Below are 14,420 nucleotides of genomic sequence, written 5' to 3' on the forward strand. Positions count from 1 at the left end.
AATTATGAGTGTACGTTTAGTGTTAGCCAAAGGGCGCGAGAAGTCATTACTGCGCCGCCATCCCTGGGTCTTTTCCGGCGCGGTTGCCCGCATGGAAGGTAAAGCCAGCCTCGGTGAAACCATCGATATTGTTGACCATCAGGGGAAATGGTTAGCACGCGGCGCATACTCGCCTGCATCTCAGATCCGCGCGCGCGTCTGGACGTTCGATAAAGAAGAAGCCATCGATATCGACTTCTTTGTCCGTCGTCTGCAACAGGCGCAGCAGTGGCGCGAGTGGCTGGCAAAGCGTGACGGGCTGGACAGCTATCGTCTGATTGCCGGTGAATCCGACGGGCTGCCGGGCGTGACCATTGACCGCTTCGGCAATTTCCTGGTGTTGCAGCTGCTGAGCGCCGGGGCGGAATACCAGCGTGCCGCGCTAATTAGCGCCCTGCAAACCCTGTTCCCGGAATGTGCCATTTACGACCGCAGCGACGTGGCGGTACGTAAAAAAGAGGGCATGGAGCTGACGCAGGGCCCGGTCACCGGCGAACTGCCGCCTGCCCTGCTGCCTATCGAGGAGCACGGCATGAAGCTGCTGGTGGATATCCATGCCGGCCATAAGACCGGTTATTACCTCGACCAGCGTGACAGCCGTCTGGCAACGCGCCAGTACGTTGCCGATAAGCGCGTGCTGAACTGCTTCTCCTATACCGGCGGCTTTGCGGTCTCTGCCCTGATGGGCGGTTGTGCCCAGGTTGTGAGCGTCGACACCTCACAGGAAGCGCTGGATGTGGCGAAACAGAACGTTGAGCTGAACAAGCTGGATCTGAGCAAAGCGGAGTTTGTGCGCGACGACGTGTTCAAACTGCTGCGTAAATACCGCGACCAGGGCGAGAAATTTGACGTTATCGTGATGGACCCGCCGAAGTTTGTAGAAAATAAAAGCCAGCTGATGGGCGCCTGCCGTGGCTATAAAGACATCAACATGCTGGCGATCCAGCTGCTGAACCCGGGCGGCGTTCTGCTGACGTTCTCCTGCTCTGGCCTGATGACGACAGATTTATTCCAAAAAATCATCGCCGATGCCGCAATAGATGCGGGTCGTGATGTACAATTTATAGAGCAGTTCCGTCAGGCCGCCGATCATCCGGTGATCGCTACCTACCCGGAAGGGCTGTATCTGAAAGGGTTTGCCTGTCGCGTCATGTAACTTGAAAAGAGAAATATTGCCCGCACATAGTGTGTATGTAATGTTTCCCGGGAGGTGACTATGATTGCCAGCAAATTCGGTATCGGCCAGCAGGTCCGCCACACCTTGCTTGGATATTTGGGTGTGGTCGTGGATATCGACCCGGAGTATTCCCTTGATGAACCGTCAGCAGACGATCTGGCCGTTGACGCAGAGCTTCGCGCCGCGCCCTGGTATCATGTGGTTATGGAGGGCGACGATGGTCAGCCTGTCCATACCTATCTTGCCGAAGCGCAGCTGAGTGGTGAACTACAGGATGAGCATCCGGAACAACCCACTATGGACGAGCTTGCTCAGACCATCCGCAAACAGTTACAGGCGCCAAGACTGCGTAACTAAAGGTGTAAAAAAGCCCGTAAAACGGGCTTTTTTTATTTTGCCAGCCCCAGACGGGGAATATCGATTGCCGGACAGCGATCCATCACCACTTTCAGCCCGGCATCGCGTGCCAGCACGGCTGCCTGCTCATTAATCACGCCCAACTGCATCCACAGCGTTTTCGCGCCAATGGCGATCGCCTCCTGCGCCACGCCCCAGGCCGCCTCTGAATTACGGAAAACGTCCACCATATCCACCTTTTCCGGCACGTCCGCGAGCGTCGCATAGCCCTGCTGACCCAGCAGCGTTTTCCCCGCCACCTTAGGCGAGACCGGGATCACGTGATATCCCTGGTCCAGAAGGTATTTCATGACCCGATAGCTTGGGCGATCCGGTTTATCGCTGGCGCCGACCAGCGCGATAGTGCGCGTGGACGTCAGAATCTCGACAATGTCGTTCTCTTTCATGCTGTTCCTCCTGGTTTTTTTCAAAGTGTACGTCAAAGCGGACATCTCAACCACGCATCCCATACAGAAGTATGAGGGCAAAACGGCAGAATATGTCTATATGTTAGTAAACGTGTTTATCGAAAAATTTTGATACATTCTTACCAGGTAGTTTGTCTACAGGAGTCTGCTATGAAAACCGGCATTGCCTGGGCTGTGGTTGCGTTAATCATGCCGGTTTGTGTTTTCGCAACCACCCTCAGACTCTCAACCGACATTGACCTGCTGGTGCTGGACGGGAAAAAAGTCTCCAGCTCCCTGCTGCGGGGCGCAGACAGCATCGAGCTGGATAATGGCCCGCATCAGGTGGTTTTTCGGGTTGAAAAGACGATTCGCCTCGCCGACAACGAACAGCAGGTGTACATTTCGCCTCCGCTGGTGGTCAGCTTTAATACCCAACGCATCAGCCAGGTCAATTTTCGTCTCCCGCACCTTGAAACAGAAAAAGAGTCACTGGCATTTGATGCCTCACCGCGCATTGAGCTGGTGGACGGGGATTCTATGCCCATCCCGGTAAAGCTGGATATCCTGGCGCTGACAAAAAGGCCAAAAGGAACAGATTACGAAGCGGACACGGAGATCTATAACAGAGCCAGCAGGCGCGCCTCCCTGCCCCAGTTCGCCACCATGATGGCGGATGACAGTACCCTGCTTTCGGGCGTATCGGAGCTGGATGTACTCCCTCCTCAGTCGCAGACTCTTACTGAGCAACGCCTCAAATTCTGGTTCCAGAATGCCGATCCGGACACGCGCGCCCGTTTTCTGCAATGGGCGAAACGACAACCTTCGTCGTAAGCCACATTTTTTCGTCCTTTCTCTTGCAGCATCAGTCAGTTCCCGTCATCGTGTAGCGAGGTAACCTCACGGATAAGATTATGGAACTGACAACACGCACACTTCCGGCGCGCAAGCACATTGCTCTGGTTGCGCACGATCACTGTAAACAAATGCTGCTTAACTGGGTTCGTCGCCATCAGCCTCTTTTACAGCATCATGCCCTTTCTGCCACGGGAACAACCGGCAACCTGATCCACCGCGAAACCGGTCTGGAAGTGAATGCCATGCTGAGCGGCCCGATGGGGGGTGACCAGCAGGTCGGCGCTCAGATTTCGGAAGGTAAAATTGACGTTCTGATATTCTTCTGGGATCCGCTGAACGCAGTTCCGCATGATCCGGACGTTAAAGCGCTGCTGCGTCTGGCGACGGTATGGAACATTCCGGTAGCCACCAATCTTTCAACGGCAGATTTCATCATTGAATCGCCGCAGTTTAACGATCCGGTGGAGATTTTGATCCCGGATTATCAGCGTTATCTTGCGGAGAGACTGAAGTAGTTTTTTGCCCGGTGGCGCTGCGCTTACCGGGCCTACAGAATTTGCCCGGCGCGTTACGGCTTTCTCGCCACCGGCACGTCAATACTTTTCAAAATATCGACAAACACCGACGGCTCCTCTTTGTTGAACAAGAGCCACACGCGATGGCGCGCGCGGGTTATCGCCACGTACAGTAAGCGCCGCTCCTCTGCATCCGGGAAATCTTCCGGAACAGGCAATAACGCCTCTTCCATCACGGATTCCCGCGCCGGTGCCGGGAAACCGTCGCTCCCCTCTTTCAGCCCCACCACAATTACGTAGTCGGCCTGCTGCCCTTTACTGGCGTGAATGGTCATAAAATCGAGCTGTAGTTTTGGCCAGCGCGTTGCCGCTTTTTCCAGCGCCGTCGGCTTGAGGTGGTGATAACGCGCCAGGACCAGAATCCGTTCATCCGGTTTCGCATAGCCGCTCAGTTTATCCAGCAGCGGTTCCAGCTGATCGTCCGCCAGCAGCGTGACGGCCTTTTTATCCCCCGACGTCAGGCTGTTAAGCGGCTTCGACAGCTGATGCGGGTTCTGCTGAATAAAACGGTTGGCAATTTCACCAATCCGCGAGTTGAAGCGGTAGGTGGTGTCCAGATCGCTGCGATCGCCTTCCCCAAAATAGTGATGGAAGGCCGTCGTGAGGGAAAGTTGCGCCCCGCTGAAGCGGTAGATAGCCTGCCAGTCATCGCCCACGGCAAACAGCGACGTATGTTTATTCTGCGCCCGCAGCGCCGAAAGCAGCGCAGCGCGCTGCGGCGAAATATCCTGAAACTCATCCACCAGAATGTGTTTCCACGGACTGACGAAGCGCCCTTTCTCCAGAATGATAATGGCCTGATGGATTAGCCCGGAAAAATCGACCGCGTTTTCGTCTTTCAGCGCGGTTTTCCACGCTTTCAGCATCGGCGCCATCAGTTTAACCCGCTTAGAAAACACGGCGCGGATCGCTTCCGGTGCGCTTTCTATCATCTCCGCCTGAGAGCCGCCGTGCATGCGCATCAGGCTTACCCACCGGTCGAGACGAGAGCCCAGCCGGCGCGCCAGCTTTTCATCCTGCCAGAAGCTGCCCTCCGGCACCTCCCAGTTGAGTTCCTCTTCAAGCCACTGACGCCAACCTTTCGCCTGCGCCTTTTTTTCACTGCACTGCTGACGCCATGCCTTGATAAACAGCGCCTGGCGAGCCTGAGCATCATTCTCCAGCTTGCTGACAACAGGGACTTTTTTGCTGCCCTGTTGAATGATGTGTAAAGCGAGGGAGTGGAACGTGCGCGCCGAGATATCCTGGGTATGCAAACGCGCCTGAATGCGCTCATCCATCTCCTGCGCCGCCTTGCGACCAAAAGCCAGCAGCAAAATCTGGTCGGCAACTGCCTCGCCCGTTGTCAGAAGCCAGCCCGCGCGCGCCACCAGCACCGACGTTTTGCCGCTCCCTGCGCCTGCCAGCACCAGTAAAGAGTGCTCGCCATTCACCACTGCGCGCGCCTGGGCAGGATTGAGAGGCGATGATTCCACCGTACTGAAGAAATCGGCATATTGCGTAAGCATCGCCTCAGTCCAGGCCTGGTTATGCGCCAGACGGCTTTTCTCGATATCGCTAAGCCAGGCCTGACACTTCCGCCACGCATCGCGACAGTTATCAAATTCCTCAAGCCGCGCCACCGGTAAAGGCAATGCCGTCAGCGCCTGGGTGATTTTTTGCTGAAGCCCGGCGGTTTGCTGGCGCGTCAGCCACTTCTGCTGCGTATTGCTTCGCGCGATATCGTCCAGCACCTGATGCAGCACCTGTGCGGCAATCACGCTCATCTCCTGGCTCCACTGGTGCCAGCGCATGTTCAGATGATGGTGGAAGCGTTGGGTTTCCGCCCACTCGGTCCCGTGGAGTCGCACCACTTTCTCTGCCGGCAGAACGAACTCCAGCTCCCCCCATACCAGCCCTCGTTTACAGTGAATGGCCAGTAGCTGATTAAACGGAATAAGGTATTCGTGGCGTTCACCGGAGACTTTCACTCCCGCATTAAGAAGCACAACCTTGTCGTAAGGGTGCTGCGCCAGGCGTTTGCCCATTGAAGTTGCTTTCAGTTCCATATCCTGCCGGATCCACGAGGTCATAATTTGTCAGACAGTTTAACTGCCAGTTTTAAGGTGCTCCAGCCCAAAAAAACGTTACAATCACCGGGCGTTAATCATATCGAAGGAAATGAGGGTTTATGCGTACCGTTCTGAATGTGTTGAATTTTGTCCTTGGCGGTTTTGCCACCACCCTTTCCTGGCTTTTTGCCACCCTGGTGAGCATCGTGCTTATCTTCACCCTTCCGCTGACGCGCTCCTGCTGGGAAATCACCAAACTGTCCCTCGTTCCTTATGGAAATGAAGCCGTGCACGTGGATGAACTGGAGCCGGAAAGAAAAAATGCTCTGATGAATACCGGCGGCACGCTGCTGAATATTTTATGGCTAATCTTCTTTGGCTGGTGGCTGTGTCTGATGCATATCTTCGCCGGTATCGCCCAGTGCATTACGATTATTGGCATTCCGGTTGGCCTCGCTAATTTCAAAATTGCCACCATCGCCCTGTGGCCGGTAGGACGCCGAGTTGTTCCGGTCGAAGTCGCGCAAGCCGCGCGTGAAGCCAATGCCCGTCGTCGTTTTCAGTAATAAGGACTGGCCGCTCTCATGCTAAGCCCCCTGCTTCGTCGCTATACATGGAACAGTAACTGGCTGTATAACGTCAGGATATTTATCGCCCTCTGCGGCACCGTCGCTCTGCCGTGGTGGCTGAATGATGTGAAGCTCACCATCCCCCTCACGCTTGGGGTGGTGGCCGGCGCGCTGGCGGATCTCGACGACCGCCTGGCCGGTCGTTTGCGTAATCTGGTCATCACGCTGGTCTGCTTCTTTATTGCTTCCGCCTCCGTTGAGCTGCTTTTCCCGTGGCCCTGGCTGTTTGCCTTAGGGCTGACGGTGTCCACCAGCGGCTTCATTTTGCTCGGCGGCCTCGGGCAACGCTACGCCACTATCGCGTTTGGCGCCCTGCTGATTGCCATTTACACCATGCTGGGCGTCTCTCTTTACGATCAGTGGTATCAGCAACCGGTCCTGCTGCTATTGGGCGCTATCTGGTATAACCTGCTGACCTTAACCGGGCATCTTATTTTTCCGGTTCGTGCCTTACAGGACAACATTGCCCGCAGTTACGAACAGCTGGCCCACTATCTGGAGCTGAAATCCCGGCTGTTTGATCCGGATATCGAAGAGGACAGCCAGGCGCCCCTGTACGATCTGGCGCTGGCAAATGGCCAACTGGTCGCCACGCTGAATCAGACCAAAGCGTCCCTGCTCACCCGTCTGCGCGGCGATCGCGGTCAGCGCGGTACCCGGCGCACCCTGCACTACTACTTTGTTGCCCAGGATATTCACGAGCGCGCCAGCTCCTCGCATGTACAGTACGCTGATCTGCGCGAGAAATTCCGCTACAGCGACGTGATGTTCCGTTTCCAGCGTCTGCTGTCGATGCAGTCTCAGGCCTGCCAGCAACTTGCGCGCTCAATACTGCTGCGCACGCCCTATCAGCACGATCCTCGCTTTGAACGCGCATTCAGCCACCTGGATGCGGCGCTCGATCGCGTTCAGGCCAGTGGAACTTCGCCGGAACAGTTCAAAGCCCTGGGATTCCTGCTCAACAACCTGAGAGCCATCGATGCTCAGCTCGCCACCATTGAGTCTGAACAGGCGATGGCGATGCCGGGCAATGACGCTGACAACCAGCTTGCCGACGACAGTCTCAACGGTTTCAGCGATATATGGCTGCGCCTGAGCCGTCATTTTACGCCGGAATCCGCCCTCTTTCGCCATGCGGTAAGGATGTCGTTGGTACTGTGCGTTGGCTACGCGTTTATCCAGATAACAGGATTGCACCACGGCTACTGGATCCTGCTGACCAGCCTGTTCGTCTGCCAGCCGAACTATAACGCTACCCGCCATCGGCTCGCGCTGCGTATTGTCGGGACGTTAGTCGGGGTCGCCATCGGGCTGCCGGTGCTCTATTTTGTGCCTTCAGTAGAAGGGCAACTGATCCTGATTGTGATTACCGGGGTACTGTTCTTCGCCTTCCGCAATGTGCAGTATGCCCACGCCACGATGTTCATCACGCTGCTGGTTCTGCTCTGCTTCAATCTGCTGGGTGAAGGCTTTGAAGTGGCCCTCCCCCGTGTGATCGACACGCTTATCGGCTGCGCCATCGCCTGGGCGGCGGTGAGCTTTATCTGGCCGGACTGGCGTTTCCGAAATTTACCGCGCGTGTCCGACAGAGCAATGAACGCCAACTGCCGCTATCTGGACGCCATACTTGAGCAATACCATCAGGGTCGCGATAACCGTCTGGCCTATCGGATTGCCCGTCGCGATGCGCATAACACTGACGCAGAGCTGGCTTCCGTTGTCTCGAATATGTCAACTGAGCCGCGCGCCACGGCAGAAATCAGGGAGACAGCCTTCCGCCTGCTGTGTCTGAACCACACGTTCACCAGCTATATCTCTACCCTTGGCGCCCACCGAGAGAAACTGACGAATCCGGGCATCCTGGCACTGCTGGACGATGCCGTTTGCTACGTTGATGATGCGCTTCATCATCAACCTGCGGATGAGCCACGGGTTCACCAGGCACTGGATGAACTGGTGCAACGTATCGCACACCTTGATCCAGGCACCGACAACAAAGCTCCGCTGGTCCTTCAGCAAATTGGCCTGCTTATCGCTTTGCTGCCGGAAATTTGTCGGCTGCGACAGCAGATCGCTACCTGGCGGAATGATGGCCCTGCGACTCAGGCAGCGCATTAAACCACTCCGTAAGCTCCCGGCGAATATCCGCCGGGAGTGCCGCTTCATGTAACCCTTCAATCGCGCCTTCAAGCGCGAACAATACCCGGATACTCAGCGCTTTATTCTTAGAGCGCATTTTCAGCCAGCTCGTCTTCGCCCCCAACTGTCGTAGCGTCTCTTCATTAGTAATGCCCGCCTCCATAAGCAGGACCTCAATCTGAAAGGTCAGGTTCGGCAGATCTTTAAGCCGGTTACGCTGATGGCGCTGGTAGCGCTCTTTCCTGGCGGCATCGAGCGCAAACGAGGAGAGCTGAAGCAGTTTTTCCCTGTTTTGCCACAGACCTTCATCCACACGGTAGTAATTAAGCAGCACAGGACGTCCTCGTTTCATCAGGGTCAGAAAAGAGGAGGCGTTTTTTACACAGTATTTTGCACTTTGCTCACAGGCGCGAAGGTAAAGCTCACCGTCAGACACCATCGCGAACACCGCTTCATCCACGGCAAGGGTATAACCGCCAAACAGGGCGCGATGATGAATTTCGCCCAGCGGAGAGAGGTATTCTTGAGATTGATAAATCCGATCATAAGATATCTTTTTCATGATAATTCCATTAAAAATCATACAGTAACCACGATATTTCTTACTAACGGATCCGTTAGCAGGAAAATAGGCAACTTATTGCCGTTGGGCAAGATGATTTTTTCAGGTTCACCAGGAATGGATGAAATTTGCGAGTCGCTTTCCGAAAATGAGGTTGATCTTTATGCATACAGGGGTTACTGTATATCCATACAGTAACTACAGGGCTGGAATGAATATGTACACTTCAGGCTATGCAAATCACTTAACACCTTCTACTTCTGCCGCAGGCAATGCTGCGCAGAATTCTATCGGGCGTGAATCGACAGGGCTTATCAGTGAAGTGGTTTACCGTGAAGACCAGCCGCTGTTGACACAACTCTTACTCCTGCCGCTTTTGCAGCAGCTCGGGCAACAGTCTCGCTGGCAGCTCTGGCTGACGCCACAGCAAAAATTAAGTCGCGAATGGGTTCAGTCGGCTGGGCTGCCGTTAGCGAAGGTGATGCAGATTAATCAACTCTCCCCTTGCGATACGGTCGAGTCGATGGTCCGGGCATTACGTACCGGGAACTATAGCGTCGTGATTGGGTGGTTGCCTGAGGATCTGTCGCAAGAGGAACATTTGCGTCTGACTGAAGCGGCTGAAGAAGGTAACGCGATGGGTTTCATCATGCGGCCAGTTCGTGGAGATTCCTATCGCAGAGGACAACATCCCGGGCTAAAAATTCACTCAAATGTGTACCATTGAGTCATTTTAAGAGTTTTCCTGGAATTTTTTTCGACCGCAGTATGCAAAAAAAGTTCAACGCGCCAAAACTGCGGCAAGGCTTGTCTGACGCGGTTCTCGTTAATTTTACTGCACAAAATTCGTTCAAAAATTGTTAAATATTAGGTATACGGAACTTTTTTTTTCATATGCCTGACGGACTTCACACTTGTAAGTTTTCAGCTACGTTGTAGACTTTACATCGCCAGGGGTGCTCGGCCTAAGCCGAAGATATCGGTAGGTTTATATTTGACCACGCCCCCCGGTGAAGGATTTAACCGTGATTCCTCCGATGGAGATATTCATGGCAAATTTTGGATGATAACGAGGCGCAAAAAATGAAAAAGACAGCTATCGCGATTGCAGTGGCACTGGCTGGCTTCGCTACCGTAGCGCAGGCCGCTCCGAAAGATAATACCTGGTATGCAGGTGGTAAACTGGGCTGGTCTCAGTTCCATGACACCGGTTGGTACAACAGCAGCCTGAACAACGATGGCCCTACTCACGAGAGCCAGCTGGGTGCAGGTGCGTTCGGTGGCTATCAGGTTAACCCGTATGTTGGCTTTGAAATGGGTTACGACTGGTTAGGTCGTATGCCTTACAAAGGCGACAACGTAAATGGCGCTTTCAAAGCTCAAGGCGTACAGCTGACCGCTAAACTGGGTTACCCAGTAACTGACGATCTGGACGTGTACACCCGTCTGGGCGGCATGGTATGGCGTGCAGACTCCAGCAACAGCATCGCTGGTGACGACCACGACACTGGTGTTTCCCCAGTATTCGCTGGTGGCGTTGAGTGGGCAATGACCCGTGACATCGCTACCCGTCTGGAATACCAGTGGGTTAACAACATCGGTGACGGTGCTACCGTTGGTGTTCGTCCAGACAACGGCATGCTGAGCGTTGGTGTTTCTTACCGTTTCGGTCAGCAGGAAGATGCGCCAGTCGTAGCTCCAGCTCCGGCTCCAGCGCCAGAAGTACAGACCAAGCACTTCACTCTGAAGTCTGACGTTCTGTTCAACTTCAACAAAGCTACCCTGAAACCAGAAGGTCAGCAGGCACTGGATCAGCTGTACACCCAGCTGAGCAACCTGGATCCTAAAGACGGTTCTGTAGTGGTTCTGGGCTTCACCGACCGTATCGGTTCTGACGCTTACAACCAGGGTCTGTCTGAGAAACGTGCTCAGTCTGTAGTTGATTACCTGGTATCTAAAGGTATCCCAGCTAACAAGATCTCCCCACGTGGTATGGGCGAATCTAACCCAGTTACCGGTTCTACCTGTGACAACGTGAAACCACGCGCTGCACTGATCGACTGCCTGGCACCAGATCGTCGCGTAGAGATCGAAGTTAAAGGTATCAAAGACGTTGTAACTCAGCCTGCGGCATAAGTTATCGTCTTATAAAAAAACCCCGCCATGCGGGGTTTTTTATTATCTGAAGAAAAGTAAAAAGCTTATTTTTTACCTAACAGTGCCTGTAGATCGTTTTTCAACGTCGACATCTGGCTGGCATACTTCTCTTTGTGCTCGGCATCTTCAATCAGCTGCACCACCGTTTCCGACAGGGTTTTCCCGCGCCGTTGCGCAAGCCCGGCCAGACGCTGCCAGACCATGAACTCCAGGTCGATGGATTTCTTACGGGTGTGCTGATGCTCGGCATTGAAATGCCGTTTACGACGAGCTCGGATAGTTTGCTTCATCCGGTTTAACAAGGCCGGATTAATGTGTTTCTCGATCCAGCCGTTGACCTGTACCGGTTCGTTTTCGAGGGTCAGCAACATATCCACAGCTTCTTGTGCCGCGCTGGCTTCGATGTAGCAGGTGATCAGCTCCCCTTCACGGTGCTTTTTGACCAGGTACTTCCATTTCCAGCCGCTTTCGAGGTTTTCCAGTTGTTGATATTTCATTGCGATCTCAGTGTTACCGTGTAACTCTGTTCAGAATATCAGTTTTTTGGCAATCTGCTGAAAAGAAATCATATCCTGTGAAACGTCGCAGGCGATCCGCATGACGAAAACCCGAATCCTGATTGGGCAGAGTGCGCCGCTTACGGTATACTCCACGGTTTTACTTCTGACTAAAAAACATCAACTTTGACCATTACGAAACTTGCATGGCGTGACCTGGTTCCGGATACCGAGAGCTATCAGGAGCTGTTTGCACAGCCAGACCTCACAAAAGAACACAAATTCATACTTAGCGAGACACAACCGCGTTTGCATTACGCGCTGGAGCAGATGTCATCCCCATGGGCTACATCTCCTTTCATGCTGCTCAAAGCCCCGGAAGAAGCCGAGTATCTGACGCTTCTCGGTGATGCCATGCGCCAGTTGCAGCCAAAAACGAATGCCGTTTTTGGTGGTCAGTATCATATTGCCGGTCGCGACGTGACATTCGAACCTGCCACGCAGGCAGATGGATTGTTCGCTGCAAAAGGCGAGGTGATCACCGCCAACTGGGTGGAAGCAGAACAGTTGTTCGGCTGCCTTCGTCAGTTCAATGGCGATGTTTCACTGCAACCCGGGCTGGTACACCGCGCGAATGGCGGCGTATTGCTCATCTCTCTTCGCACACTGCTTGCGCAGCCGCTGCTGTGGATGCGCCTGAAAACGGTGGTGACGCAGCAACGTTTTGACTGGGTAGGCTTCGACGATTCACGTCCTCTGCCTGTTTCCATTCCGTCTATGCCGCTGTCGCTGACCGTCGTGCTGACGGGTGACCGTGAATCACTGGCTGACTTCCAGGAAATGGAGCCAGAACTCGCGGAGCAGGCGGTTTACAGCGAATTTGAAGACAATATTCAGATTGCAGATGCCGATGACATGGCGCAGTGGTGTCAGTGGGTTATGGCCGTGGCGGAACGTTTCGCGCTGCCCTCACCTGCCGAGGATGCGTGGCCGGGCTTAATCCGAGAGGCCGTACGCTACACCGGCGATCAGGAAACCCTGCCGCTCTGTCCGCTCTGGATCGGCAAACAGCTGCGTGAAGTGGGCGTTATCAGCGGCAACGGTACGTTCAACGGTGAGCAACTGAGCCAGATGCTGGCCCAGCGTGAATGGCGCGAAGGCTATCTGGCTGACCGTATGCAGGATGAAATTCTGCTTGAACAGATTCTGGTGGAGACCGAAGGCGAACGTATCGGGCAAATCAATGCCTTGTCCGTCATCGAGTTCCCCGGGCACCCACGCGCCTTTGGTGAGCCTTCCCGTATCAGCTGTGTCGTACACATTGGTGACGGCGAATTTACCGATATCGAACGCAAGGCCGAACTGGGCGGAAACATTCATGCCAAAGGCATGATGATCATGCAGGCATTCCTGATGTCTGAACTTCAGCTCGAGCAGCAGATCCCCTTCTCTGCCTCGTTGACCTTTGAGCAGTCCTACAGTGAAGTCGACGGTGACAGCGCCTCAATGGCAGAGCTGTGCGCCGTGATCAGCGCGCTTGCAGACGTGCCGATTAACCAGAATATTGCGATTACCGGGTCCGTGGATCAGTTTGGCCGTGCCCAACCGGTGGGCGGACTGAATGAGAAAATCGAAGGCTTCTTCGCAATCTGCCAGCAGCGCGGTTTAAACGGCAAACAGGGCGTGATAATTCCGGCACCTAACGCTCGCCATTTGAGCCTGAGCCAGGCGATTCTGGATGCGGTAGAGCAGGAACAATTCACTGTCTGGGCCATCGAAGGGGTTGAGGATGCACTACCCTTACTGACAAACCTGGTCTGGGACGGCGAAGGCCAGACAACCCTGATGCAGACCATTCAGGAACGTATAGCTCAGGCGACACAGCAGGATGCTCGTCATCGTTATCCGTGGCCGTTACGCTGGTTAAGTTGGTTTAGTGCGAACTGATCGGACTTGTTCAGCGTACACGTGTTAGCTATCCTGCGTCCTTCACTAAAATAAGGCTTACTGAGAACATGGTAGATAAACGCGAATCCTATACTAAAGAAGACCTTCTTGCCTCTGGTCGCGGTGAACTGTTTGGCGCGAAAGGCCCGCAGTTACCAGCCCCAAATATGCTGATGATGGACCGTGTCGTGAAAATGACCGAAACCGGCGGCAACTTTGATAAGGGTTACGTAGAAGCAGAACTCGATATCAACCCGGACCTGTGGTTCTTCGGTTGCCACTTTATTGGCGATCCGGTAATGCCTGGCTGCCTGGGCCTCGATGCCATGTGGCAGCTCGTTGGCTTCTATCTGGGCTGGCTTGGCGGTGAAGGCAAAGGCCGTGCGCTGGGCGTAGGCGAAGTGAAATTCACCGGTCAGGTTCTGCCTACCGCGAAGAAAGTCACCTACCGTATCCATTTCAAACGCATCGTTAACCGCCGTCTGATTATGGGCCTGGCGGACGGTGAAGTGTTGGTTGATGGTCGTCTGATCTATACCGCGAACGACCTGAAAGTGGGTCTGTTCCAGGATACCTCCGCTTTCTGATAACAGCTTTTAGCCCCTTCCAGAAAGGCGAAACCTCCGCATTGCGGAGGTTTCTTTTTAAAGAGACGGTATCAAGCAAGTACTGCCCTGTCTCCGATGGCTTCTCGCCAGCCCCCTAGCCATTGGGACCTTTGATTCAGGGCCTGATAGGGACACATTTCTTTAGAACGTCCGGCGATGCCAGCCTGATAACCACGTTGATGAGCCCTTTCCAGGCGATCTCGTTTCTGTCTCTTCATGCCTCGTTTCCCTCATTCTTTTGTCTGGTGGAAAGAAAACAGTGGTTGCAATATGTGCAAGCACAGTTAACGAATACCCCGAATCTGCGTCAGCGTCAACGTTCAAAATTCATACGGGTGTCATATTTGTGAGCTACATGGAAGATCGTTTGTACAAAAA

Annotated in this window: 15 protein-coding genes; 10 read left to right on the plus strand and 5 right to left on the minus strand. The window is 54.1% G+C overall.

Going from position 1 to position 14,420, the window contains the following annotated elements; translation table 11 throughout:
* Positions 1-4 precede the first annotated feature (4 nt).
* Positions 5-1,195, plus strand: a complete 1,191-nt coding sequence (rlmI, locus tag AC4OVS_RS14505) for a 23S rRNA (cytosine(1962)-C(5))-methyltransferase RlmI (RefSeq protein ID WP_491922523.1) — start codon at positions 5-7, stop codon at positions 1,193-1,195.
* A gap of 60 nt (positions 1,196-1,255) precedes the next feature.
* Positions 1,256-1,573 carry a heat shock protein HspQ gene (gene hspQ, locus AC4OVS_RS14510; RefSeq protein ID WP_003858136.1) on the plus strand — a complete coding sequence of 106 codons (318 nt, stop codon included), beginning with the start codon at positions 1,256-1,258 and terminating at the stop codon, positions 1,571-1,573.
* 32 nt (positions 1,574-1,605) lie between these two features.
* Here hspQ and AC4OVS_RS14515 read toward each other — a convergent pair whose 3' ends face one another.
* A complete protein-coding gene (locus AC4OVS_RS14515) occupies positions 1,606-2,019 on the minus strand; it encodes a CoA-binding protein (protein ID WP_006809337.1) in 414 nt (137 codons plus the stop codon).
* A 171-nt stretch (positions 2,020-2,190) separates the two neighbouring features.
* On the opposite strand from AC4OVS_RS14515, the gene csgI reads away from it, so the two are divergent.
* The gene (gene csgI, locus AC4OVS_RS14520) at positions 2,191-2,853 is read left to right on the plus strand and encodes a curli synthesis inhibitor (protein WP_023305822.1); all 663 of its coding nucleotides are present in this window, start codon (positions 2,191-2,193) and stop codon (positions 2,851-2,853) included.
* An 80-nt stretch (positions 2,854-2,933) separates the two neighbouring features.
* Positions 2,934-3,392: a methylglyoxal synthase gene (gene mgsA / locus AC4OVS_RS14525; protein ID WP_003858146.1), complete on the plus strand. Its 459-nt coding sequence runs from the start codon at positions 2,934-2,936 to the stop codon at positions 3,390-3,392.
* 53 nt (positions 3,393-3,445) lie between these two features.
* Here the strand turns inward: mgsA and helD are convergent, their stop codons facing one another.
* Complete coding sequence (helD, locus tag AC4OVS_RS14530) at positions 3,446-5,500, minus strand: DNA helicase IV (RefSeq protein WP_491922524.1); 2,055 nt, start codon at positions 5,498-5,500, stop codon at positions 3,446-3,448.
* Between the two features lie 122 nt (positions 5,501-5,622).
* Here helD and AC4OVS_RS14535 point away from each other — a divergent pair, with 122 nt between their 5' ends.
* Entirely contained in the window at positions 5,623-6,069 is a 447-nt protein-coding gene (locus tag AC4OVS_RS14535) for a YccF domain-containing protein (RefSeq protein WP_022647660.1), read from the plus strand.
* A gap of 18 nt (positions 6,070-6,087) precedes the next feature.
* The gene (gene yccS / locus AC4OVS_RS14540; protein ID WP_023299744.1) at positions 6,088-8,250 is read left to right on the plus strand and encodes a YccS family putative transporter; all 2,163 of its coding nucleotides are present in this window, start codon (positions 6,088-6,090) and stop codon (positions 8,248-8,250) included.
* Here the strand turns inward: yccS and AC4OVS_RS14545 are convergent.
* Complete coding sequence (locus AC4OVS_RS14545; RefSeq protein WP_023299743.1) at positions 8,207-8,833, minus strand: TfoX/Sxy family DNA transformation protein; 627 nt, start codon at positions 8,831-8,833, stop codon at positions 8,207-8,209. The two genes, yccS and AC4OVS_RS14545, sit on opposite strands and share 44 nt — an antisense overlap.
* A 217-nt stretch (positions 8,834-9,050) precedes the next feature.
* Here AC4OVS_RS14545 and sulA point away from each other — a divergent pair, with 217 nt between their 5' ends.
* Together sulA and ompA are read left to right on the plus strand one after the other, a co-directional pair.
* A complete protein-coding gene (gene sulA / locus AC4OVS_RS14550; protein WP_032610196.1) occupies positions 9,051-9,560 on the plus strand; it encodes an SOS-induced cell division inhibitor SulA in 510 nt (169 codons plus the stop codon).
* Positions 9,561-9,916: 356 nt separating this feature from the next.
* Entirely contained in the window at positions 9,917-10,969 is a 1,053-nt protein-coding gene (gene ompA / locus AC4OVS_RS14555; RefSeq protein WP_017694761.1) for a porin OmpA, read from the plus strand.
* A 65-nt stretch (positions 10,970-11,034) separates the two neighbouring features.
* Here the strand turns inward: ompA and matP are convergent, their stop codons facing one another.
* A complete protein-coding gene (gene matP / locus AC4OVS_RS14560; RefSeq protein WP_006809347.1) occupies positions 11,035-11,487 on the minus strand; it encodes a macrodomain Ter protein MatP in 453 nt (150 codons plus the stop codon).
* Positions 11,488-11,673: 186 nt separating this feature from the next.
* Here matP and AC4OVS_RS14565 point away from each other — a divergent pair, with 186 nt between their 5' ends.
* Together AC4OVS_RS14565 and fabA are read left to right on the plus strand one after the other, a co-directional pair.
* Positions 11,674-13,434 carry an AAA family ATPase gene (locus tag AC4OVS_RS14565; RefSeq protein ID WP_022647656.1) on the plus strand — a complete coding sequence of 587 codons (1,761 nt, stop codon included), beginning with the start codon at positions 11,674-11,676 and terminating at the stop codon, positions 13,432-13,434.
* Positions 13,435-13,502: 68 nt separating this feature from the next.
* On the plus strand, positions 13,503-14,021 hold the full coding sequence (gene fabA, locus AC4OVS_RS14570; protein WP_000227926.1) for a bifunctional 3-hydroxydecanoyl-ACP dehydratase/trans-2-decenoyl-ACP isomerase: 519 nt from the start codon (positions 13,503-13,505) through the stop codon (positions 14,019-14,021).
* A 71-nt stretch (positions 14,022-14,092) separates the two neighbouring features.
* Here fabA and rmf read toward each other — a convergent pair whose 3' ends face one another.
* Positions 14,093-14,260 carry a ribosome modulation factor gene (gene rmf, locus AC4OVS_RS14575; protein ID WP_003858162.1) on the minus strand — a complete coding sequence of 56 codons (168 nt, stop codon included), beginning with the start codon at positions 14,258-14,260 and terminating at the stop codon, positions 14,093-14,095.
* Positions 14,261-14,420 lie beyond the last annotated feature (160 nt).

This window comes from Enterobacter sp. 4974935 (assembly GCF_058661735.1).